Source organism: Micromonospora sp. SYSU B005 (assembly GCF_055362685.1).
The window spans coordinates 300240-322849 of record NZ_JAXCFU010000002.1; the positions used below are offsets into that span (position 1 = coordinate 300240).

Consider the following 22610-nt stretch of genomic DNA (forward strand, 5'->3'; position numbering starts at 1 on the left):
TTCCCATAGCTCGCGCACAGCTTGCGTCAACGCAGCGTCACCATGTTTGTGGCGCGATGGGGCCCGGTTGACGCCCGGTAGACGCCGCCGGCGCGACCGTGTGGCAATCCGTGCGGCGCGACCGGTTCGCCGCGCACCGGGACGTGCAGGAGGCGCGAATGGACCGTTCGCTCATCGTCGCCAAGGTGGTGCCGACGGCCGAGGACCGGGTGGCCGAGATCTTCGCCGAGTCCGACGCGACCGAGCTGCCCGGCCTGGTCGGGGTCCGGCACCGCTCGCTGTACCGGCTGCACGACCTCTACGTCCATCTGCTGGAGACGGAGACGCCCGCGCAGGGCGCGGTGGAGGACAACCGCGGGCATCCGGAGTTCATCCGGATCAGCGAGCGGCTGCGGCCGTACGTCTCGCCGTACCTGCCGACCTGGCGGTCGCCGCGCGACGCGATGGCGCACTGCTTCTACCGCTACGACGCGCCGGCCCACGACACCGCCGGGCGGCCACGGTGACCACGACCGCCCCGCGCGACGAGCAGCTCTGGTCGAGGTGCGACGGGTGCGCGTCGCTGCTCTACCGCAAGCGGCTGCGCCGCAACCTGGACGTCTGTCCGGAGTGCGGCTCGCACGCGCGGCTGGACGCGCCGGACCGGGTGGCGCAGCTGGCCGACCCGGACTCGTTCGTCCCGCTGCCGGACCGGGCGGTACGCGTCGACCCGATCGAGTTCGTCGACGAGCTGCCGTACCCGCACCGGCTCGGCGCGGCCCGCGCGACGACCGGCCTGGACGAGGCGGTGCTCTGCGGCACCGCCCGGCTGGGCGGGCACCCGGTCGCGCTGGCGGTGATGGACTTCCGCTTCCTCGGCGGCAGCCTCGGCTGCGCGGTCGGTGAGCTGATCACCCGGACCGCCGAGCGGGCGCTCGCCGACGGGATCCCGCTGGTGCTGGTTACCGCGTCGGGCGGGGCGCGGATGCAGGAGGGCGCGCTGTCGCTGATGCAGATGGCCACCGTCAGCCAGGCCGTCGCGGGGATGCGGGAGGCGGGCCTGCTCACTGTCAGCGTGGTCACCGACCCGACGTACGGCGGGGTGGCCGCCTCCTTCGCCACCAACACCGACCTGGTGCTGGCCGAGAGCGGCGCCCGGCTGGGCTTCGCCGGGCCCCGGGTGATCCGCCAGGTCACCGGCGCCACGCTGCCGGAGGGCTTCCAGACCGCGGAGTACCTGCTGCGGCACGGCCAGGTGGACATGGTGGTGCCCCGGCACGCGCTGCGGGGCCGGCTCGCGGCGCTGCTCGCCGCCGCCGAGGCGGGCCGCCGCGCCCCGGAGAACCCGCCCGCGCCGCGCCCGCCGGCCACCGCGCCCACAGCGACCGCTCGTCCGGACCGCGACCCCTGGGAGACGGTACGCACGGCGCGGCACCCGGGCCGGCCGACCACACTGGACTACCTGGAGACCGCGTTCGACGGGTTCGTGGAGTTGCACGGCGACCGGCTCGGCGCGGACTGCCCGGCTGTCGTCGGCGGCATCGCCCGCCTCGACGGACGGCCGGTGATGGTGATCGGTCACCAGAAGGGGCACACCACCGCCGAGCTGGTGACCCGCAACTTCGGCATGGCCAGCCCGGCCGGGCACCGCAAGGCGCTGCGGCTGATGCGTCTCGCGGCGCGGCTGCGGCTGCCGGTGGTGACGCTCGTGGACACGCCCGGCGCGGACCCGGGGGTGAGCGCCGAGCAGCAGGGTCAGGCGGCGGCGATCGCGGAGAACATCCTCGCGCTCACCGTGCTGCCCACGCCGGTGGTGGCGGTGGTCACCGGGGAGGGCGGCAGCGGCGGCGCGCTCGCACTCGCGGTCGCCGACCGGGTGCTCATGCTGGAACACGCCGTCTACTCGGTGATCAGCCCGGAGGGCTGCGCCGCGATCCTCTGGCCGGACAGCTCGGCCGCCCCGCAGGCGGCCCGCGCGCTGCGGCTCACCGGCGCCGACCTGTGCCGCCTCGGCGTCGTCGACGAGCTGGTGCCGGAGCCGCGCCCGGCCGCCCACGCCGACCCGGGCGGCGCGGCCGAGCTGCTGCGCCGGGCGGTCGCGGCGAACCTCGCGCCGCTGCTCACCGTCCCTCCGGCCACGCTGGTCCGCCGCCGCCGGCAGCGGTTCCGCCGCTTCGGCGCGGCCCGCTCGGCCGCCGGCCCGTCCCCGGCCTCGCCGCCGGGTGACCGGGCGGAGGTGGCGTGATGGCCGACGCCGAGTCCGAGCAGGTGCTCGACGGGCTGCGCCGGCAGGCCCGCAAGCTCGTCGCCGACCTGGCCGGGCCGGTACGCCGGGTGCGGCTGCGCAGCGGCGAGTCGGTGCTGGAGGTCGAGTGGCACGACCCGGCGACGCCGGCGCAGCGCACCGCCGACCCGGCCGAGGCGCTCCCCGCCCGGGCCGCCGAACCCGCCGCGCGTACGGCGCCGGTGACCGACCGGCCGGCCGTGCGCTCACCGGTGGTCGGCACGTTCTACCGCGCCCCCGAACCCGGCGCGATGCCGTTCGTCGTGGTCGGCGACATGGTCCGCCCGGGCCAGGTGGTCGGCATCGTCGAGGCCATGAAGCTGATGAACGAGGTGACCGCCGGCCAGGCCGGACGGGTGGTCGAGGTGCTGGTCGACGACGGCAAGCCCGTCGAGTACGACCAGCCGCTGATCGCCCTGGAACCGGTCACCGGACGGGACTCCTGATGTTCGACAAGGTGCTGATCGCCAACCGGGGCGAGATCGCGCTGCGGGTGCTGCGCGCCTGCCGGGAACTCGGCGTACGCACGGTGATGGTGCACTCCAGCGCCGACGCCGACTCGCTGCCGGTACGGCTCGCCGACGAGGCGGTACGGATCGGCCCGGCGGCCAGCCGCCGCAGCTACCTCAACGCGGCGGCGATCGTGGAGGCCGCCCGGCAGACCGGCGCGCAGGCGGTCCACCCCGGCTACGGCTTCCTGTCCGAGGACGCCGACTTCGCCGAGATCTGCGCCGAGAACGGCCTGGTCTTCGTCGGCCCGCCGCCGCAGGTGATGGCCGCGCTCGCGGACAAGTCCACGGCCCGCGCGCTGATGAGCAAGGCCGGGCTGCCGTTGCCGCCGGGCAGCGTCCGGACGCTGCCCACCGTCGGCGAGGCGCAGGAGGTGGCCGCCGAAGTGGGCTTTCCGGTGATCGTGAAGGCCGCGGCGGGCGGGGGCGGGCGCGGCATGACTGTGGTGCGCTCGGCGGCCGAGCTGCCCCGCGCGTACGCCCGGACCCGCGCCGCCGCCCAGGTCGCGTTCGGCGACGACCGGGTGTACGTCGAGCGGTACCTCGCCGACGCCCGCCACGTCGAGGTGCAGGTGCTCTGCGACGGCCACGGCAACGGCGTGCACCTGGGCACCCGCGACTGCTCGGTGCAGCGCCGGCACCAGAAGCTGATCGAGGAGGCGCCCGCGCCCGCGCTGCGGCAGGCCACCCTGGACACCGTCGCCGAGGTGGCGCTGCGCGGCGCGCTGTCGGTCGGCTTCACCGGCGCCGGGACCGTGGAGTTCCTGGTCGACGAGGCCGAACGCTGCCACTTCCTGGAGATCAACTGCCGGATCCAGGTGGAACACCCGGTCACCGAGATGGTCAGCGGCATCGACCTCGTGCAGGAACAGCTGCACGTGGCGTACGGCACGCCGCTGCGGCTGCGCCAGTCCGACGTACGCCTGGACGGCGTGGCGATCGAGTGCCGGGTCAACGTGGAGGACCCGGACCGCGACTTCGCGCCCGCGCCGGGCCGGCTGGACCGGTTCCGCCCACCGGGCGGCCCGTTCACCCGGGTCGACACCCACGGGCACGTCGGCTACCTGGTCAGCCCGCACTACGACTCGCTGCTGGCGAAGGTGGCGGTGTGGGCGCCGGACCGGGACGCCGCGCTGGACCGGCTCGACCGGGCGCTGGCCGAGTTCGACGTGGCCGGTCCCGGCGTGCGTACCACGATCCCGTTCGCCCGGCGGGTGCTGCGCGACCCGGCGTTCCGCGCCGCCCGGCACACCACCGCCCTGGTGGAACGCCTGCTCACCCCATCCGCCGACGAAGCCCCGCCGACCGACGACGTCCCGCCCGCCGGTGACGGCCCACCGGCCGAGGCGGCGCGGGCCGTCGTGCCCGATCCGCGCGGCGCTGCCGAGCCGGGCGGCCGTACCCCCGTCAGCGCCGTGCCCGCCGCCGGCCCGACCACCTGGAGGAAACGATGACCGTCGCCCCCGACCGCCCGCTCGCCCGCGAGATCACCGACATCCTGGTCACGCACTGCGGCCTGGACCCGGACGCCGCCGCCGGCGCGCCCGCCGCGAGCCTGGAGGAACTGGGCATGGACTCGCTGGCCCTGCTCGAACTGTCAGCGGTGGTGGCCGACAGGTGGCGGGTGAAGATCCCCGAACAGGCCGGGCAGCTCAGCATCGCCGGCGTCGCCGACCTGGTGGCCCGCAAGGCGGAGCCGCCCGGGCACACCGAGAACGCCGTGGAGATCGCCGCGCCGCTGCCGCTGGTCTGGGAGATCACCAACGACGTGGCCCGGTGGCCGGAGCTGTTCACCGAGTACGCGACCGCCGAGATCCTGCACCGCGACGGCGACACCGTGCGCTTCCGGCTCACCATGCACCCGGACTCCAACGGCGTGGCGTGGAGCTGGGTCAGCGAACGCACCGCCGACCCGGCCACCCGCGAGGTGCACGCGCGGCGCGTCGAGACCGGCCCGTTCGAGTACATGCGCATCCACTGGCGCTACGACGAGACGCCCGGCGGCACCCGGATGACCTGGACGCAGGACTTCGCGATGAAGCCCGACGCGCCCGTCGACAACGCCGGCATGACCGATCGGATCAACACCAACAGCACGATCCAGCTCGCCGTGATCAAGGAGAAGATCGAGCGGGCGCATGCGGGAGGCGCGCGATGACCGACACCACTACCGCCCGGGTCTCCGTCCATGACGTACCGGCCGACCGCCGCCGCGGCGGGGAACTGCGGGTGCTGCTCGGCCCGAAGACGGTCGGCAGCACCTCCGGATTCATGGGCGTCGCCACGCTCGCGCCGGGGGAGCGGATCGCCGAGCACTACCACCCGTACAGCGAGGAGTTCCTCTACGTCGCCCGCGGCGCGATCACCGTCGACCTGGACGACGTGCCGGTGCCGGTGGCCGCCGGGGAGGCGCTCTACGTACCCAAGGACGTGCGGCACCGGCTGCGCAACACCGGCGACGAGCCCGCCGAGGTGGTGTTCCACCTCGGACCGCTCGCCCCCCGCCCGGAACTCGGCCACGTCGACACCGAGAGCGCGGCACCGCCGCCACGGGAGCCGTCGTGACCGGCCGGCGCACCGTGGTCACCGGCATCGGCGTCGTCGCACCCGGCGGCGCCACCCGGGACCGCTTCTGGAAGACGATCACCGAGGGACGCACCGCGACGCGGCGGATCAGCTTCTTCGACCCGTCGCCGTTCCGCTCGCAGATCGCCGCCGAGTGCGACTTCGACCCGGACGCCGCCGGGATCACGCTCGCCGAACGGCAGCGCGCCGACAGGTACGTGCAGTTCGCGCTCGCCTGCTCCGCCGAGGCGCTCGCGGACAGCGGCCTCACCCTCACCGACGCGCTGCGGGAACGCGCCGGGGTGGTGCTCGGCACCGCCGTCGGCGGGACCATGGCGCTGGAACAGGAGTACGTGCGGGTCAGCGACTCCGGCCGGCAGTGGCTGGTCGACCACGCGCTCGGCGGGCCGTACCTCTACCAGGCGCTGGTGCCCAGCAGCCTGGCCGCCGACGTGGCCTGCCGGCACGGCCTGCACGGCCCGGCGCAGGTGATCTCCACCGGCTGCACCTCCGGCATCGACGCCATCGGGTACGCCCATCAGCTCGTCGCCGACGGCGAGGCCGACGTGGTGCTGGCCGGCGCCGCCGACTCGCCGATCTCCCCGGTCACCGTCGCCTCGTTCGACGCGATCGGCGCGACCAGCCCGGACAACGACGACCCGGAGCACGCCTCCCGGCCGTTCGACGCCGACCGGCACGGGTTCGTCCTCGCCGAGGGGGCGGCGGTGCTGGTGCTGGAGGAGGCCGAGCACGCCCGCCGCCGCGGCGCGCACGTCTACTGCGAGGTCGCCGGGTACGCCGGCCGCAGCAACGGCTTCCACATGACCGGGCTGCGCCCGGACGGCGCGGAGATGGCGGTGGCGATCAGCGACGCGCTGCGGCAGGCCCGGCTCGCCCCGTCGGCCGTGTCGTACGTCAGCGCGCACGGCTCCGGCACCCGGCAGAACGACAGGCACGAGACGGCCGCGTTCAAGCGGGCACTGGGGGAGACGGCGTACCGGGTGCCGATCAGCTCGATCAAGTCGATGGTCGGTCACTCGCTCGGCGCCATCGGCTCGATCGAGATGGCCGCCTGCGCCCTGGCCATCGAGTACGGCGTGGTCCCGCCCACCGCCAACTGGACCACCCGCGACCCGGAGTGCGACCTGGACTACGTGCCGAACGAGGCGCGGGAGGTGCCGGTGGACGTGGCGCTGTCGGTGGGCAGCGGGTTCGGCGGCTTCCAGTCGGCGATGGTGTTCCGCCGCCTCGCGGTGACACCGTGAGCGCGAGGAGTGAGCCGGGTTTGCGAGCCCCGCAGTCGCGAACAAGGACGGCACCCGTGAGCGCGAGGAGTGAGCCGGTTTTGCGAGCCCCGCAGTCGCGAACAAGGACGGCACCCGTGAGCGCGAGGAGTGAGCCGGTTTTGCGAGCCCCGCAGTCGCGAACAAGGACGGCACCGTGACCGCGCGGGCCGTGGTGACGGGCATCGGTGTGGTCGCACCCAGCGGCGTCGGCGCCGAGGCGCACTGGGACACCGTCCTCGCCGGCACCCGGCGCACCGGGCCGATCACGCTGTTCGATCCGGAGCGCTACCCGACCCGGGTGGCCGGGGAGGTGGCCGGCTTCGACCCGGCCGGGTTCAGCGACACCCGGCAGCGGGTGCAGACCGACAGATGGACGCACCTCGGCTTCGCCGCCACCAAGCTGGCGCTGGCTGACGCCGGGCTGCCCGAGGTGTCGCCGGACCCGTACAAGTGGGCGGTCACGCTCGCCAGCTCGTCGGGCGGCAACCTGTTCGGGCAGCGGGAGCTGCAACGGCTCTGGGGCGGGCCGAGCCGCACCGTCGGGGCGTACCAGTCGATCGCCTGGTTCTACGCCGCGAGCGTGGGGCAGCTGTCGATTCGCCACCAGTTCAAGGGACCGTCCGGAGTGACCGTGTCCGAGTCCGCCGGCGGGCTGGACAGCCTGGCGCACGCGGTGCGCACCATCCGCCGGGGCACCCCCGTGGTGATCGCCGGGGCGACCGAGTGCCCGCTGAGCCCGTACGCGCTCGCCTGCCAGCTCCGCTCCGGCCTGCTCAGCGACGTGTCCGACCCGGAGCGGGCGTACCGGCCGTTCGATGTCGCGGCCTCCGGGTACGTGCCGGCCGAGGGCGGTGCGGTCTTCGTGGTGGAGGAACTCGGCCACGCGCTGGCCCGGGGCGCCCGCGTCTACGGGGAGGTCACCGGCTGGGCCGCCACCCACGACGCCGCGCCCACCGACCCGGCCACCGGACCGGACCCGTCCCACTACGCCAGGTCGATGCGGCTGGCGCTGGAGCGCGCCGGGGTACGCCCGCACGACGTGGACGTGATCTGGCCGGACGCGCTCGGCGTGCCCGCGTACGACCGGGCCGAGGCGGCGGCGCTGCGTGCCGTGTTCGGCGACCGGACCCCGCCGGTGACCACGCAGAAGCCGCTGACCGGGCGGGCGCACCAGGGCGGGTCGGCGCTGGACGCGGCCACCGCGCTGCTGGCGTTCCGCCGTGGGATGCTGCCCGCCTCCGCCGGTCCGGACGAGCCGGCGCCCGGCTGCGAGCTGACGTTCCTGCGGCAGCCCCGCCCGCCGCGCAGCCGGATCGCGCTGGTCGGCGCGCGCGGCTTCGACGGGTTCAACAGCGCGCTGGTGCTGCGCGGCGCGGCGCCCCCGCCGGCCGGGGAGGGCTGACGAAGCCCGGTCAGTCGCGTCGGTCGACGCGCTGCCGGAGGGAGCGGCCGGCCCGGAGGGCGCGCCGGGGGAGCCACACCCGCAACCCGACGAGGACCAGGATCAGCCCGAGGAGCAGGACCAGGTAGAGCCAGCGCATGACGCCTCCGCTCGTTCGGGGTGGACCGGTGGTGGCCGCTGGCACCTCTGTGCCCGGTGCCGGCGCCGGTGAATCGTTCCCTGCGGCCCGGCCGTCCGAGGGTGCGCGTCGTCGCCCGGCGGTCTCACCCGGGCTGTTCCACGCCGTGCTCGGCGGCGATCCGGGCGATCTCGGCGGGCGTGCCGGCCATGATCGTGCGGGCGTGCGCGGTGACGAGGTCGGTGGGCCAGTCCCACCAGGCGGCGCGGCGGAGCCGCACGATGTCGGCGTCGTCGAAGCGTTGCCGGATCGGCCGGGCGGGATTGCCGCCGACGATCGTGTAGGGCGGCACGTCGGCGGTGACCACCGCGCCGGTGGCGATGACGGCGCCGTCGCCGATCCGCACGCCCGGCATGACCACGGATCCGAAGCCGAACCAGACGTCGTTCCCGACGACGGTGTCGCCGCGGCTCGGCATGGCGGTGACGATGTCGAGGGTCCGTTCGGCCCACTCGCCGCCGAACATGGTGAACGGGTACGTGGACACGCCCATGCTGGGATGGGCCGCCCCGGCCATCAGGAACCGGGTGCCGGAGGCGATCGCGCAGTACTTTCCGATGACCAGCCGTTCCGGTCCGTAGGCGTACAGGACGTTGCGGTGCTCGAAGCCGGTCGCGTCGTCAGGATCGTCGTAGTAGGTGTAGTCACCCACGACGATCTTCGGTGACGTCACCAGTGGCTTGAGGAACACCACGCGGTCGAAGGCGGGCAGCGGGTGGACGGTGCGGGGGTCGGGTGTCATCGGTCGGCCTCCTGGTGGGACGGTCGGTGTGCGGTCTTGGTGCCGGCTCAGGCGTGCAGGTCGGCCAGGATCCGGGCGCGGGTGGGGTGGCGCAGCTTCCGCAGCGCCTGGCTCTCGATCTGGCGGACCCGCTCCCGGGTCAGCCCGATCCTCGTGCCGATCTCGTCGAGCGTGCTCGGCCGGTCGTCGTCGAGGCCGTACCGCTGGCAGATGACGGCCGCCTCGCGCTCCGACAGGGTGCCGAGCACCTCGTCCAGGTAGCGGCGCCGCCAGGACGACACCACGACGCCGGCCGGGTCGGGCGCCTCGTCGGGGACGAGGTCGCCCAGCTCGGTCGTGCCGGCAGCCCCGGCGACCGGCGTGTGCAGCGAGACCGGCTCGCGGTCGTGCCGCAGCAGCAGTTCCACCTTTTCGACGGGCACCTCGAGCCGGGCGGCGACCTCGGCGGGCGTCGGCTCCCGGTCGAGTTCGCCCGCCAGCGTGCGGCGGGTCCGGTTCACCCGGTTGAGCACCTCGACCAGGTGCGCCGGCAGGCGGATCGTGCGGCTCTGGTCGGTGAGGGCCCGGCCGATCGCCTGCTTGATCCACCAGGTCGCGTACGTCGAGAACTTCAGTCCACGCCGGTGGTCGAACTTCTCGACCGCCCGCATCAGGCCGATGGTGCCCTCCTGGATCAGGTCGAGCAGTGGCAGCCGGCCGGCGAGCGCGTACCGTTTCGCGACCGAGACGACCAGCCGCAGGTTGGCTTCGATCATGTGGTGCCGGGCGCGCCGCCCGTCGGCGACGAGCCGCCGCAGCCGGTCCCGCTCGGCCGCGCCGACCCGGTCGCCGTCGTCGTCCAAGCGCCGCTGCGCCAGGCTGCCGGCCTCGACGCGGGCGCCGAGGCACGTCTCCTGCTCGGCCGTGAGCAGCGGCGTGCGTCCGATCGTCCGGAGGTAGTCGGCCACCGCGTCCGTGGTGTGGCCGGTGGCTGCGGGGTGGGTGGTGGCGAGCAAGAAACGTGCTCCTTCCGGGACGGTGCGGGGCTCGGGACGGGTGGCGGGTCAGCGGCGGCCGGGGAGCCGGCGGGGCTGACGCCGGGGGGCGACCACGGGGACGTGCGGCCGGCGCGCCGGAGCGAGGTGCGGGCGGCGGGGCTTGCCGGCGGCGATGTCGCGGGTGTGGGCGGGCATGTCAGGCTCCCTTCCGTGTCGGCGTCTCGCCGGCACGACATAAAATTAGAACCGACCTAAGAACATGTCAAGGATAATTTTTGGTCGGTACCAGGTATGGTGGATGCATGACCGCGCAGAGCACCGGCCTCAGGGCCTTGAAGAAGCGCCAGACCAGGGAGAACATCTCGAGCCAGGCCACCCGCCTGTTCCTCGAACGCGGCTTCGACAACGTGACGATCGCCGAGGTGGCCGCCGCCGCGCAGGTGTCCAAGATGACCGTCACCAACTACTTCCCTCGGAAGGAGGATCTGGCGCTGGACATGCACGACGAGTTCGTGCGGCAGTTGGCCACCGTCGTCCGGGAGCGCGAGCCCGGCGAGTCGGCGCTGGCGGCGCTGCGCCGCGCCTACCTCGCCGCGGTGGCCGCGCACGACCCGGTCATCGGGTTCTCCGGTCCCACGTTCGCCCGGATGATCGCCGCCAGCCCGGCGCTGGTGGCCCGCCTCCGCGAGTTCCACGACGACCGGGAGAAGGCCCTGGCCGCCGCCCTGGCCGAGGAGACCGGGAGCCCGGAGGGCGACGTCCTGCCCCGGGTCGCCGCCGCGCAGCTGGCCGGCGTCCACCGGCTGCTGTTCGAGGAGACCATGCGCCGCACCATCGCCGGGCAGGACGACGACGACATCGCGCGTGCCGTCACCGGCTACGCGCACGTCGCCTTCGACGCCCTCGCGCCCGCGCTCGCGGACTACGCCGTCCGCCCGGCGGGTGGGCGGGCACCGGGGTGAGGCTGGAGGGCAGCATCCGGCGGCCGGCGGACTACCTTGCCGGCGTGGCCCGATCCTGCCTGTCCGATCGAGCCTGAGCAATCCACCCAGCCGCTGTTTTGGATCTAGCCATTTGCATCTGGCGATGCTGAAGAGGGGCGTCGTAGGGTTCCGCCATACCCCGAACGACGTACCCGCTGGGCGGATCCGCCCAGTTCCTCAGTGGAACGGTGGCTGGTCGTGACTGCACATCCCGTGGCGGAAGATCCTGCCTCGACGACGGTGGACTGGGTGGACGACATCCTGTTCACCGGACGCGACACCGACGTCTGCCTGCGCCTGCCCGAACCGGTCGACAAGGGCACGCTGCGCCGGCTCGTCGGCGAGGCCCAGGACCGGCTCGCCGGGGCCGGGCTGCGCGCCGGAGGTGCCGCCGCGCTGCGCCTGCCGCCCTCGCTGGCGTACGTGGCGCACCTGCTCGCCACCTGGCGTACCGGCGCCCAGGCGGTGCTGCTCGACCACCGGCTCACCGACCACGAGGTCGACCAGGCGTTGCGCCGGCTCAGCCCGCAGGTGGTGGTCGCCCCGGTCCGCTCCGGCGGCGGCGCGCTGCGGATCTTCGTCGACGTCACCGCCGGGGTCAGCGCGTACTCCGACCGCCCGGCGGGCAGCCCGCACGCGGTGATCCAGCTCAGTTCCGGCTCCACCGGACCGTCCAAGGTGATCGGCCGCACCGCCGCCGACCTGGTCGCCGAGGTGCACCGCTACACCCGCATCGACGGTGTCGCGCTGCCCGGCGAGCGGATCATCCTGCTGCCCAGCATGGTGCACGTGCTCGGCCTGGTCGGCGGCCTGCTCTACGGGCTGCACGCGGGTGTCGAGCTGTGCCCGCCGGAGCGGCTCAGCGGCGACGCGATCCTCGCCGCCGTCGCCGCCCAGGACACCCCGGCCACGGTGCTCGGCGTCCCGTTCCACATCGGGCTGCTCGCCTCCACCACACCGGTCGGGCCGTTGCCCCAGCTCAAGCGCATGACCACCGGTGGCGAGCTGGTGCCCGCCGCCGTGGCGGACGCGTTCACCGACCGGTACGGCGTGCCGCTGGGCAACATGTACGGGATGACCGAGGTCGGCGTCATCGGCACCGACCTGTACGGGCGGCACCGCCCCGCCATCGCGCCCGCCCCCGGCATCGAGGTACGCGAGCGCGACGGCGAGCTGTGGGTGAGCTGCCCGGCCAACCCGTACGTCGGGCCGGCCGACCCGACCCGGTGGGCCGACGGCTGGCTGCACACCCGCGACGCCGGCGTGGTCGATCCGGAGACCGGTCTGGTCACCGTCAAGGGCCGGCTGGACTCGCAGGTGTCGGTGGGCGGCCTGAAGGTCGACCTGACCGAGGTGGAGGCCACGGTCGCCGGGCTGCCCGGCGTCACCGCCGCGGTGGTGGTCTGGGACGAGGGCATCACCGCGTACGTCCAGACCGACGGCTCGCCGACCGAGGAGACGCTCGACAAGCTGATCGCCGAGCGGCTGGCCGGCTTCAAACGTCCCCGCACGCTGCGCCTGCTGGACCAGATGCCCCGCACCACCACCGGAAAGCTGGTCCGGTCCGTGCCGGCGCTGCGGGACGCGGCGTCGTGACCGGCCCCCTGTACGAGCCGCACATCTGCCGGACGCCCGCCGGACGTCCGGTCCACCCCGAATCCCGCCCCGGACCGGCCGGGCAGCGCGCCACCCGCGCGCCCGAGCCTGCCGGTTCCCACGCACACGGTGTCCCGACCGGGCACCGTCAGCCGGTACACGGAGAAGAGGTCTGAACCCATGCGAGACGAGGTCCGCACCTTCGTCGTCGAACAGCTCGCCGACATGAACTACGACGTGGAGGAGCTCGACGACGACACCACGCTCGGCCCCTCCGGCGTCGACCTGGAGTCACTGGCCCTGGCCGACCTCGCGGTCCGCGTCGAGGACCGCTACGGCCTGAAGTTCGCCGACGACGAGTCGGAGAAGATGGCGCTGATGACGGTCGGCGAGTTCACCACGATGGTCGCCGACCAGGTGGCCGCGAACAGCGACAAGTCCTGATGTCCGGTCAGCCCGACCTGGGGCGAGCTGACCTGGTGAGCATGCTCGCCGAACTGACCGCGAAACCCGCCGACCAGGTGCCGGACCGGCTCGGCTCGATGGAGCTGGCCTGGCTGGTGCACATGGTCGAGCAGCGCTACGACCGCCGGCTGGACCTGAGCGACGACCAGCTCGCCGGCATCCGCACCGTCGACGACGCGCTCGCGGTGTTCCGTGGCTCTCTCACCGCTCCCGCAGATGGCTGAGCGGGAGACCGTACGGATCACCGGCACGTACGCGCTCAGCGCCCTCGGCAGGGGCGCCGACGCGCTGCTGGCCGGGGTGCTCACCGGCACCCCGGCGTTCACACCGGTGCGCCGTTTCGACACCGCCGGCCGCCGGGTGACGGTGGCGGCCACAGTGCCGGACGTCGGCACGCTCGCCGGCGAACTGGCCGAAGCGATCGACACCGCCGCCCGGGCCGCCGGACTGGACCGGGCCGGGCGGGCGGAGTCGGCCCTGTTCCTGGCCACCCACGGCGGGCCGTACTCGCTGCCCGTACCTCGGGGGTGGGGCGAGCCGACGGTGCCGGCGCTCGCCGGTCACCTGGCCGCGCGGTGCGGCCTGCGCGGGCGTACCCGGATCTACACCACGGCCTGTGTGTCGGCGAGCAGCGCGGTCGCCGACGCGGCGGCGCTGATCCGCCGGGGCGACCTGGAGCGGGTCGTGGTCGCGGCCGGTTACCTGGTCGAACCGGACCAGTACGCGCTGTTCGACGCCGGCCGGGCGCTCGCCGCCGACGGCGCGGTCCGCCCGTTCAGCGCCGGCCGCAAAGGGCTGCTGCTGGGCGACGGGGTGGCCGCCGTGGTGCTGGAGTCGGCGGGCGCCGCCGCCCGGCGGGGCGCCGAGACGCTGGCGACGGTGGCCGGGTGGGGCCGGGCGGGGGACGCGTACCACCCGTGCCAGCCGCACCCGGACGGGCTCGGGCTGGCCCGGGCGGTCGAGGCGGCGCTGCGCCGCGGCGGGCTGCCACCGGACGCGGTCGGCTACGTCAACGCCAACGCCACCGGTACCCCGTTCAGCGACGCCTCCGAGGCGGCGGCGCTGACCCGGGTGTTCGGCGAGGACGCCGGGCGGCTGCCGGTCAGCTCCACGAAGTCGGTGCACGGGCACGCGCTGGAGGCGTCCGGGCTGCTGGAACTGGTGGTCACCGTGCTGGCCCTGCGGCACGGCAAGCTGCCGGTCACCGCCGGGTGGCTCGGCACCGACCCGCAGTGCCCGCTGGACGTCATCCGCGACGCACCCCGCCCCGCGCGCACCGGACACGCGCTGACCCTCAACGCCGCCTTCGGCGGCGCCAACACCGCACTCCTGGTGAGCGCCTCATGACCGCCTCCGTGCCTAGCCCTCCGCGATCTTGCACTTCCGGCCCCGGCGAAACGGGCACAACGCCCGCCGAGGGGGCACCAACCGCAAGATCGCGCGCAGGGGTGGTGGTGCTCGCGGAGGCGCGGTGGCCCGAGGCGGGGGATGAGGGCAGTGCGCCGGCGGGGGTGGCGGGGTTCGTGCACTCGCCGTTCGCGCCGCTGGTGGCGGCGGTGGCGCAGCGGTGCCTCGCGCGGCGGTACGGCGACGGGCCGCTGCCGCCGGGCAACCGGACGGCTGTGGTGCTGGTCAGCGCGGGCGGGGACACCGCCGGCGCGGCGCACGTACGCGCCACTGTGGACGCGGGCGGGCGGATCGGGCCGCTGTTCTTCTTCCAGTCGGTGCCGAACAGCGTGGCCGGGCACGTCGCGGCGCGCTGGCGACTGGACGGGCCGGTGGTGTGCCTGAGCCCGACCGGCGACGCGCGGACCGAGGGGGAGGCCGAGGCGGACCTGCTGCTGTACGACGGCGACGCCGCACAGGCGTTGCTGATCCTGATCGAACTGGCACCGGACGGTACGCCGGGCGAGGCGACCGCGGTGCTGCTGGGGGAGGGAACACGTCAATGAGGACGAAGGGACTGCGCGGCGCGCTCGCGGCCGACGCGGAGCTGGGCGCGGGCAACGTGCTCGCCCGGGTGCTGGCCCACGGCGCCGACCCGGACGGGCCGGGGCTCACGTTCGACACCGAGGTCGACGGCCACCCGGCCGAGACCCCGCTGACCCTGGGCCGGCTCGACCGGATGGTCGCCGCCCGGGCCGCCTGGCTGCACGAGCGCGGGGTGAAGCCACGCGACCCGGTGGCGGTCTGGGCCGGCACCGCCGCCGACATGGTGCTGTCGTTCCTGGCGCTGACCCGCCTCGGCGCCATCCCGGCGCTGATGAACGGCAGGCTGCGCCCCGAGATCGCCGCCGAGTACATCCGCCGGCTGCGCGCCGCCGGTGTGCTCGCCGACGCCGCGCACGCCGAGGCGCTGGCCGGGCACGACCTGGGCGCGCTGATGCTCGGCGAGCCCGCGCGGGCCGGGACCGGCGACCCGGACGCCGCGCCCGCGCACTACCGGCACCACCCGGACGACCCGATCGTGATCACCCACACCTCCGGCACCACAGGCGTGCCGAAGGCTGTGCTGCACTCGCACGCCAGCCTGTTCGCCGCCACCCGCCACCTGCTGTCCATGCCGCAGGCGCAGGGCACCACGCGCATCCTCAACGCGCTGCCCGCCCCGCACACCGCCACCGTGCTCATGGTCAACCAGGCGCTCGGCAACCGGGCGGAGATGTTCCTGCTCTCCGAGCAGGGCGGCGAGCGGGTGCTCGACGCGATCCAGCGGTGGCGCCCGGACGGCGTGTTCGGATTCTCGGTCACCTGGGCCGAGCTGGCCCGCTTCGACCTGTCCGGCTACGACCTGGACTCGGTGCGGCTGTGGTTCAACACCGGCGACTGCTCGCACGAGCCGCACGTACGGCGGCTGGTCGCTGTGGGCTCCCGGGACGTGGTGACCCGCGGCGGCGTGACCCGGGTACCCGGGTCGGTGTTCATCGACGGCCTCGGCTCCAGCGAGATGGGCCACTCGATGTTCCACATCACCCACACCGCCGACACCGACCGGTACGGCCGCTGCGTCGGCCGCCCGTACCGGTTCACCAGGGTCGCCGTGCTCGACGCCGACGGCAACGAGCTGCCGCCCGGGCAGGTCGGCTGGCTCGGCATCGACTCGCCGTCGCTGTTCCGCGGCTACTGGAACGACTCCGTCACCACGTACCGGTTCCGGCTGCGCGGCTGGTACCTCACCGGCGACCTGGTGTACGCCGACGACGACGGCCGCTACTACCACCTGGACCGGGCGGTCGACTCGGTCGAGGTCGGCGACGGGAAGCGGTTCTTCACCGCGCTGTCCGAGGAACGCATCCTCGCCGCCTGCCCCGACGTGACCGACTGCACAGTGGTGATCGTCAAGGCGGACGACGGCACGGTCACCACCGACGTGCTGCTGGAACTGGCCGCCGGCGCCGACCCGGACGCGGACCGCACCGAGCGGATCCGTACCGCGCTCGGCCCGGACGTGGCCGCCACGCTGCGCCGGATCGTCCCGGTACGCGCCGACGACATCCCGGTCACCGTCACCGGCAAGGTCCGCAAGGTGGCGCTGCGCGAGCGCTACCTGACCGAGGCGCCGTCGTGACCGCCGTCATCACCGGCATGGGCCTGTTCACCCCGGCCGGGCGCGGCGCGGCGGACACGTTCAACGCGCTGCTCACCGGCCGGTCCGGGCTGCGCCGCCCGCCCGAGGGACACCCGGCGGCGGGCAGCCTGGAGGTGGCCGGGGTGCTGCCGGACATCGACCCGCGCAGCGTCGCCTCCGGACCGGAGACGAAGGTGCTCGACCGGGTGGTGCTGCTCGCCCTGATCACCGCCGCCGAGGCGCTCGCCGACGCCGGCGTCGAGGTGGGGCGCGACGTCGACCCGGAGCGCATCGCGGTGATCGTCGGCGGTGTGGGCGGCATGTCCACGCTGGAGGGTCAGGTTCTGGCGCGGGCCGCCCGGGGCCGGGCGGCGGTCAGCCCGTACCTGCTCACCGGCATCCTGCCGAACATGCCCTCGGCGCGGATCGCCATCGCGCACGGCATCCGCGGCTACAGCTCGTCGGTCGGCACGGCCTGCGCCTCCGGCGCCCAGGCGGTCGCCGACGGGGTACGCCTCATCCGCTCCGGCGAGGCCGACGTGGTGGTGTGCGGGGCGAGCGAGGCGCCGCTGTTCGGCACGTTCGCCGACACGTTCGGCAACGCCCGGGCGCTGGCCCGGGGCTGGGACGAACCCACCGAGGCGAGCCGCCCGTTCGACAAGCGGCGCAACGGTTTCGTGCTGGCCGAGGGCGCGGCGCTGCTGGTGCTGGAGCGCGCCGGGCACGCCGACGGCCGGGGTGTGCGCGGCTACGCCGAGGTCGCCGGTTTCGGGGCGAACACCGACGCGTACCACCCGACCGCGCCACGGCCGGACGGCGCCGGCGCGGCGGCCTGCATGCGCCGGGCCCTCGCGGCAGGCGGGGTCGAGCCCGCCGACGTCGGGTACGTCAACGCGCACGGCACCGGCACCAAGCTCGGTGACGTCGCCGAGACGATCGCGCTGGCCGAGGTGTTCGGCACCGGCGGTGTGCCGGTCAGCTCCACCAAGGCGCTCACCGGGCACCTGCTCGGCGCGTCAGGGGTGCTGGAGGCCGCCGCCACCGCGCTGGCGCTCGACAGTGGCCTGCTGCCACCCACCTACCACCTGGACGACCCGGACCCGGAGTGCGAGGCGGACCACGTCCGCGCCGTGCCCCGGCCCACCCGGGCCGGCCACGCGCTGACGAACTCGTTCGGGTTCGGCGGCCAGAACGTCAGTCTGCTCCTGCGCCGGCTCTCCGGGCCGGCCCGCCGGGCCGCCACCCCGGCCGCCGGCTGACCGGACTCCAGTCCCGGGCGTCCGTCCGGGTCGCGATCACGGGGGGAACAGGGGAAGCCCATGACCATCAACGGGATAGATCATCTCGAACTGTACGTGGGGGACGCCCGGCAGGCGGCCTTCTACTTCGACAACGCCGTCGGTTTCCGGCTGTGCGGGCAGGGCGGTCCGGAGACCGGGCTGGACGGGCAGCGGTCGCTGCTGCTGGCCCAGGCCGGCATCCGGCTGCTGCTGACCACCGGACTGTCCGCGGAGCACCCGGCGGCCACGTACGTGCACCGGCACGGCGACGGCATCGCCGTGGTGGCGCTCGCCGTGGACGACGCCGCCGGGGCGTACGCGGAACTGGTGGACCGGGGCGCGACGGCGCTGAGCCCGCCGCGCACCTTCACCGGCGCGGACGCCGAGGTGGTGGTGGCCGAGGTCGGCGGCTTCGGCGACGTGGTGCACCGCCTCGTCGAGCGGCGCGGCGACCCGCATGTGTTCCTGCCCGGCGCGATCGAGCCGGTGTCCGTGCCGGACGGGGAGGACACGCTGCTCGCCGAGGTGGACCACCTGGCGATCTGCGTGCCGCCGGGGCAGCTCGGCGAGACCGTCGCGCACTACGAGAAGGTGTTCGGCTTCGCCGACATCTTCACCGAGCACATCGAGGTCGCCGGTCAGGCGATGAACTCCAAGGTGGTGCAGAGCCCGTCCGGGACCGTCACGTTCGTGCTGCTGGAGCCGGACACCGGCGCCCGGCCGGGGCAGATCGAGGACTTCCTGCGCTGGCACGCCGGCGCCGGGGTACAGCACCTGGGTCTGCGTACCGACGACATCGTCACCGCCGTCGGCGCGCTCGCCGGGCGCGGGGTGCGGTTCGCCAGCACGCCCGGCGCCTACTACGACGGGCTGGAGCAGCGGGTCGGCCGGCTGGACGCGCCGGTGGACCGGCTGCGCGAGCTGAGCATCCTGGTCGACTCCGACCACGACGGGCAGCTGCTGCAGATCTTCACGGAGTCGATGCACGTGCGCCGCACGCTCTTCCTCGAACTCATCGAGCGGCGCGGGGCGCGCACCTTCGGCAGCGGCAACATCAAGGCGCTCTACGAAGCGAAGGAACGCGAGCTGGCCGCGGCGGGGGCGACCCCCGGCGTCGCGGCCGGAGGGGTAGGGGCATGACCACCATCGATCCCGGGCTGACCGCCGAGGAGGAGGCGCTGCTTCCCTCCGACGAGGACGTCCGGCACTACGCCGAGCACGGCTGGTACCTGTCGAAGAAGCTGCTCACCGACGACGAGGTGGACGAACTCGTCGCCGCCACCGACGGCTACTACGCCGGGGAACGCGACCGCCGCCTGCCGGTACGCCCGCCGAAGCTGGCCTATTGGGAGCCCTCCAAGGGTGACGTGCAGCGGCACAACGACTACGTCCACCACGAGCACGACGGCATCGCCCGCATCCTGCGCAAGCCGCTGATCGGTGCGGTCGCCGCCCGGCTGGCCCGCGCCGCCGAGATCCGGATCTTCCAGTCCACGCTGATCTGGAAGCCGCCGATCGCCGGTGAGCCGTCGAACATCGTGCCCTGGCACTTCGACAAGCACTACTGGGCGTCCTCGTCGTCGGAGAACATGCTCACCGCGTTCATCCCGTTCCACGACTGCGGCGAGGAGATGGGCACGATCACCATGGTCGACGGCTCCCACCGCTGGCGGGAGATCGGCGCCGACGACACGGTGGTGCGGCACTTCGCCGACCGGGACCGCGACCAGCTCGAGGTGATGCTCGCCGAGAACGCGGCGTACAACGGCGCGCAGATCCGCAAGATCCCCATGGTGATCCCCAAGGGACACATGAGTTTCCACCACTGCCGCACCTACCACGGCAGCGGTGCGAACGTCAGCGGGCGGCCCCGCCGGGCCATCTCGCTGCACCTGCAGGACGGCGACAACGCTTGGCGGGAGTATCCGCTCTCCGACGGCACGCTCGCCGCGTACAACCACGACGTGCTGGTCCGCCGCACCCACGAGGGCCGGCCGGACTACGCGGACCCCGATTACTGCCCGGTCATCTGGCGCGACCGCGCCCAGCAGGGAGGCTGACAATGTCACGGTACGACTGGGGTAAGACGCACCCGGGCATCGAGCGGCTGGAGCGGGCGGTGACCGAGCGCCGCGACGTGGTGGTCAAGCACCCCCTCTACGCCAACCTCGACACCCACGACGCGCTCGTCACGTTCATGGAGCACCACGTCTTCGCCGTCTGGGACTTCATGTCGCTGCTGAAGTCGCTGCAGCGGCAGCTCACCTGCGTCACGGTGCCGTGGATCCCGACCGGCCCGACCGGCAGCCGCCGCCTGATCAACGACATCGTCATGGTCGAGGAGAGCGACGAACTCGGCGACGGCTACATCAGCCACTTCGAGCTGTACGTGCAGGGCATGACCGAGGCCGGCGCCGACACCACGGCCGTCAACAAGCTCGTCGACCTGCTCCGCGACGGCACCTCGGTCACCGAGGCGCTCGGCGGCGCCGGCGTCCCCGCGGCGTCCGCCGCGTTCGCCGGCACCACCTGGCGGATCATCGAGACCACCCCGGTGCACTGCCAGGCCGCGGCGTTCGCGTTCGGCCGCGAGGACCTCATCCCGGAGATGTTCACCCAGGTCGTCGCCGTCAACGAACGCAGCAACCGGCTGAACAAGTTCGTCGACTACCTGGAGCGGCACATCGAGGTCGACGGCGAGCAGCACACCCCGATGGCCATGCAGATGCTGGCCGACCTGTGCGGCGACGACGACACCAAGTGGCAGGAGTGCGCCGACACGGTGAACGCCGCGCTGGCCGCCCGCGCCCGCCTCTGGGACGACATCCTCGCCGCCGTCAAGGAGGGCCGTCCGGCGTGACCGGCTCCGACCCGCTCCGGCTCTACCGGACGGTCCGGCTGATCCGCCGCTTCGAGGAACGCGCGATCGAGCTGGTCCGCGCCGGGGAGATCGTCGGCGGCATCCACCCGTACCTCGGTCAGGAGGGGATCGCCGCCGGCGTCTGCGCGGCGCTGTCCGCCGATGACCTGGTCACCGGCACCCACCGCGGGCACGGGCACGTGCTCGCGAAGGGCGCCGACCCGGCCCGGATGCTGGCCGAACTGTGCGGCCGGGTCACCGGGCTCAACCGGGGCCGGGGCGGGTCGATGCACGCCGCCGACTTCGGCGTCGGCGTCCTCGGCGCCAACGCCATCGTCGGAGCCGCCGGCGCGATCCTCACCGGAGCGGTGTGGGAACGCCGGCGGCGCGGCGCCGACATCGTCGGCGCCACCTTCTTCGGCGACGGCGCGGTGAACGAGGGCATGCTGCTGGAGGCGTTCAACCTGGCCGCGCTCTGGCGGATACCGGTGCTGTTCGTCTGCGAGAACAACGGCTACGCCACCACCATGCCGGTCGACGGCGCGGTCGCCGGCACCATCGCCGGGCGGGCCGCCGCGTTCGGCATGCCGGCGGCCGTCGTCGACGGGCAGGACCCCGAGGCGGTACGCGAGGTCACCGCCGCCGCCGTCGCGCGGATGCGTGCCGGCGGCGGCCCCGAGCTGGTCGAGGCCCGCACCTACCGCTTCGACGCCCACCACACCTTCGAACATCAGGTACGCCTCGACTACCGGCCGCCGGAGGAGGTGGCCGAGGGCCGGTCCCGCGATCCGGTGGACATCGCCGGAGCGCGACTCGACCCGGCGGTACGGGCCGAGGTGGACGCCGCCGTCGAGGCGGAACTGGACGCCGCCGTCGACTTCGCGCTCGCCGGGCCGCACCCCGACCCGGCGACCGCCCTGGACCACCTGTACGCCAGCGGGCTCACCGCCCGGACCGGAGGTGGCTGAATGCCCCGGCTCTCCTACCGCAGGGCGCTCACCCGGGCGCTCGCCGACGAGATGGCCCGCGACGAGTCCGTAGTGGTGCTCGGCGAGGACATCCGGGTGGCCGCCGCGAACGTCACCACCGGCCTGCTGAAGAAGTTCGGCCCGGAACGGGTCCGCGACACGCCCCTGTCCGAGCAGGCGTTCACCAGCTTCGCCACCGGCGCGGCGCTGGCCGGGGCCCGCCCGGTGGTGGAGTTCCAGATCCCGTCGCTGCTGTTCCTGGTCTTCGAGCAGATCGTCAACCACGCGCACAAGTTCCCGCTGATGACCGGTGGCCAGTGCGCGGTGCCGGTGACCTACGTGGTGCCCGGCTCCGGCTCCCGCACCGGCTGGGCCGGGCAGCACTCCGACCACCCGTACGCGTTGTTCGCCCACGTCGGGGTGACCACAGTCGTACCGGCCACCCCGGCCGACGCGTACGGGCTGCTGGTCTCCGCGATCCGCTGCGACGACCCGGTGGTGGTCTTCGCCCCGGCCGGCGCCCTCGACCTGCGCGACGACGTGACCGACCCGGCGCCGGTGCCGCTGGGCCGCGGGATCGTCCGCCGCGCCGGCACCGACGTGACTGTGGTGGCGGTCGGGCACCTGGTGCACGACGCGCTCGCCGTCGCCGAGGAACTCGCCGGCCAGGCATCGGTGGAGGTCTTCGACCCCCGCACGCTCTACCCGTTCGACTGGGACGGCCTCGTCGAGTCGGTGAGCCGCACCGGGCGGCTCGTCGTCGTCGACGACGGCAACCGCTCCTGCGGCATCGCCGGGGAGATCATCGCCACGGTGGTCGAGCGGGTCCGGCTGGCCGCGCCGCCCCGCCGCGTGACCCGGCCCGACGGCGCGGTGCTGCCCTTCGCACCCGCCCTCGACCGGGCCGTGCAACCCGGCCGCGACCAGCTCACCGCCGCCATCCAACTGACCCTCAAGGACGGATGAAC

At 74.1% G+C, this 22610-nt stretch carries 25 protein-coding genes; 21 read left to right on the plus strand and 4 right to left on the minus strand.

The features are described 5' to 3' along the window. Positions 1-158 precede the first annotated feature (158 nt). From SM452_RS06600 to SM452_RS06635, 8 genes are all read left to right on the plus strand, one after another. Entirely contained in the window at positions 159-506 is a 348-nt protein-coding gene (locus tag SM452_RS06600; RefSeq protein ID WP_463839501.1) for a TcmI family type II polyketide cyclase, read from the plus strand. Further along, positions 503-2224 carry an acetyl-CoA carboxylase carboxyltransferase subunit alpha gene (locus SM452_RS06605; protein ID WP_463839502.1) on the plus strand — a complete coding sequence of 574 codons (1722 nt, stop codon included), beginning with the start codon at positions 503-505 and terminating at the stop codon, positions 2222-2224. Before SM452_RS06600 ends, SM452_RS06605 begins: the two co-directional genes overlap by 4 nt. Next, positions 2224-2709 carry an acetyl-CoA carboxylase biotin carboxyl carrier protein gene (gene accB / locus SM452_RS06610; RefSeq protein WP_463839503.1) on the plus strand — a complete coding sequence of 162 codons (486 nt, stop codon included), beginning with the start codon at positions 2224-2226 and terminating at the stop codon, positions 2707-2709. Before SM452_RS06605 ends, accB begins: the two co-directional genes overlap by 1 nt. Continuing rightward, positions 2709-4226, plus strand: coding sequence for an acetyl-CoA carboxylase biotin carboxylase subunit (locus SM452_RS06615; RefSeq protein ID WP_463839504.1), 1518 nt, complete (start codon positions 2709-2711; stop codon positions 4224-4226). Before accB ends, SM452_RS06615 begins: the two co-directional genes overlap by 1 nt. After that, entirely contained in the window at positions 4223-4930 is a 708-nt protein-coding gene (locus tag SM452_RS06620) for an SRPBCC family protein (protein ID WP_463839505.1), read from the plus strand. The genes SM452_RS06615 and SM452_RS06620 overlap by 4 nt, the downstream gene beginning before the upstream one ends. Next, positions 4927-5337: a cupin domain-containing protein gene (locus SM452_RS06625; RefSeq protein WP_018784080.1), complete on the plus strand. Its 411-nt coding sequence runs from the start codon at positions 4927-4929 to the stop codon at positions 5335-5337. Before SM452_RS06620 ends, SM452_RS06625 begins: the two co-directional genes overlap by 4 nt. Further along, on the plus strand, positions 5334-6602 hold the full coding sequence (locus tag SM452_RS06630; RefSeq protein WP_463839506.1) for a beta-ketoacyl-[acyl-carrier-protein] synthase family protein: 1269 nt from the start codon (positions 5334-5336) through the stop codon (positions 6600-6602). Before SM452_RS06625 ends, SM452_RS06630 begins: the two co-directional genes overlap by 4 nt. A gap of 175 nt (positions 6603-6777) precedes the next feature. Then, complete coding sequence (locus SM452_RS06635; RefSeq protein ID WP_355507866.1) at positions 6778-8025, plus strand: beta-ketoacyl synthase N-terminal-like domain-containing protein; 1248 nt, start codon at positions 6778-6780, stop codon at positions 8023-8025. A gap of 10 nt (positions 8026-8035) precedes the next feature. Here the strand turns inward: SM452_RS06635 and SM452_RS06640 are convergent, their stop codons facing one another. The 4 genes from SM452_RS06640 to SM452_RS06655 form a co-directional block, all read right to left on the minus strand. After that, a complete protein-coding gene (locus SM452_RS06640) occupies positions 8036-8164 on the minus strand; it encodes a hypothetical protein (RefSeq protein WP_258545576.1) in 129 nt (42 codons plus the stop codon). A 124-nt stretch (positions 8165-8288) separates the two neighbouring features. After that, on the minus strand, positions 8289-8945 hold the full coding sequence (locus SM452_RS06645; RefSeq protein WP_128139179.1) for a CatB-related O-acetyltransferase: 657 nt from the start codon (positions 8943-8945) through the stop codon (positions 8289-8291). Between the two features lie 47 nt (positions 8946-8992). After that, a complete protein-coding gene (locus SM452_RS06650; protein WP_334458620.1) occupies positions 8993-9940 on the minus strand; it encodes a sigma-70 family RNA polymerase sigma factor in 948 nt (315 codons plus the stop codon). Between the two features lie 48 nt (positions 9941-9988). Next, a complete protein-coding gene (locus tag SM452_RS06655; protein ID WP_422747963.1) occupies positions 9989-10117 on the minus strand; it encodes a hypothetical protein in 129 nt (42 codons plus the stop codon). A 107-nt stretch (positions 10118-10224) separates the two neighbouring features. Here SM452_RS06655 and SM452_RS06660 point away from each other — a divergent pair, with 107 nt between their 5' ends. The 13 genes from SM452_RS06660 (at position 10225) to SM452_RS06720 (ending at position 22608) form a co-directional block, all read left to right on the plus strand. Continuing rightward, positions 10225-10884, plus strand: coding sequence for a TetR/AcrR family transcriptional regulator (locus tag SM452_RS06660; RefSeq protein WP_128139293.1), 660 nt, complete (start codon positions 10225-10227; stop codon positions 10882-10884). Positions 10885-11103: 219 nt separating this feature from the next. Beyond that, complete coding sequence (locus SM452_RS06665) at positions 11104-12501, plus strand: class I adenylate-forming enzyme family protein (RefSeq protein WP_334458618.1); 1398 nt, start codon at positions 11104-11106, stop codon at positions 12499-12501. Between the two features lie 180 nt (positions 12502-12681). Then, the gene (locus tag SM452_RS06670) at positions 12682-12945 is read left to right on the plus strand and encodes an acyl carrier protein (protein ID WP_463839507.1); all 264 of its coding nucleotides are present in this window, start codon (positions 12682-12684) and stop codon (positions 12943-12945) included. Next, positions 12945-13190 carry an acyl carrier protein gene (locus SM452_RS06675; protein WP_128139144.1) on the plus strand — a complete coding sequence of 82 codons (246 nt, stop codon included), beginning with the start codon at positions 12945-12947 and terminating at the stop codon, positions 13188-13190. The genes SM452_RS06670 and SM452_RS06675 overlap by 1 nt, the downstream gene beginning before the upstream one ends. Next, positions 13183-14313 (plus strand): beta-ketoacyl-[acyl-carrier-protein] synthase family protein, encoded by a 1131-nt coding sequence (locus tag SM452_RS06680; protein ID WP_463839508.1) that lies wholly within the window; start codon positions 13183-13185, stop codon positions 14311-14313. The genes SM452_RS06675 and SM452_RS06680 overlap by 8 nt, the downstream gene beginning before the upstream one ends. A gap of 104 nt (positions 14314-14417) precedes the next feature. After that, positions 14418-14918: a beta-ketoacyl synthase chain length factor gene (locus SM452_RS06685; RefSeq protein ID WP_355114738.1), complete on the plus strand. Its 501-nt coding sequence runs from the start codon at positions 14418-14420 to the stop codon at positions 14916-14918. Beyond that, on the plus strand, positions 14915-16534 hold the full coding sequence (locus SM452_RS06690; protein ID WP_463839509.1) for a class I adenylate-forming enzyme family protein: 1620 nt from the start codon (positions 14915-14917) through the stop codon (positions 16532-16534). Before SM452_RS06685 ends, SM452_RS06690 begins: the two co-directional genes overlap by 4 nt. Next, positions 16531-17793: a beta-ketoacyl-[acyl-carrier-protein] synthase family protein gene (locus SM452_RS06695; RefSeq protein ID WP_355507851.1), complete on the plus strand. Its 1263-nt coding sequence runs from the start codon at positions 16531-16533 to the stop codon at positions 17791-17793. Before SM452_RS06690 ends, SM452_RS06695 begins: the two co-directional genes overlap by 4 nt. A 60-nt stretch (positions 17794-17853) precedes the next feature. After that, positions 17854-18954, plus strand: coding sequence for a 4-hydroxyphenylpyruvate dioxygenase (hppD, locus tag SM452_RS06700; RefSeq protein WP_463839510.1), 1101 nt, complete (start codon positions 17854-17856; stop codon positions 18952-18954). Further along, positions 18951-19874, plus strand: a complete 924-nt coding sequence (locus tag SM452_RS06705; RefSeq protein ID WP_262011737.1) for a phytanoyl-CoA dioxygenase family protein — start codon at positions 18951-18953, stop codon at positions 19872-19874. The genes hppD and SM452_RS06705 overlap by 4 nt, the downstream gene beginning before the upstream one ends. Before the next feature lie 2 nt (positions 19875-19876). Beyond that, positions 19877-20674 (plus strand): DUF3050 domain-containing protein, encoded by a 798-nt coding sequence (locus tag SM452_RS06710; RefSeq protein WP_355507845.1) that lies wholly within the window; start codon positions 19877-19879, stop codon positions 20672-20674. Next, the gene (locus SM452_RS06715) at positions 20671-21642 is read left to right on the plus strand and encodes a thiamine pyrophosphate-dependent dehydrogenase E1 component subunit alpha (protein ID WP_402806749.1); all 972 of its coding nucleotides are present in this window, start codon (positions 20671-20673) and stop codon (positions 21640-21642) included. Before SM452_RS06710 ends, SM452_RS06715 begins: the two co-directional genes overlap by 4 nt. Further along, positions 21643-22608 (plus strand): alpha-ketoacid dehydrogenase subunit beta, encoded by a 966-nt coding sequence (locus SM452_RS06720; protein WP_262011734.1) that lies wholly within the window; start codon positions 21643-21645, stop codon positions 22606-22608. It abuts the gene before it with no gap. Positions 22609-22610 lie beyond the last annotated feature (2 nt).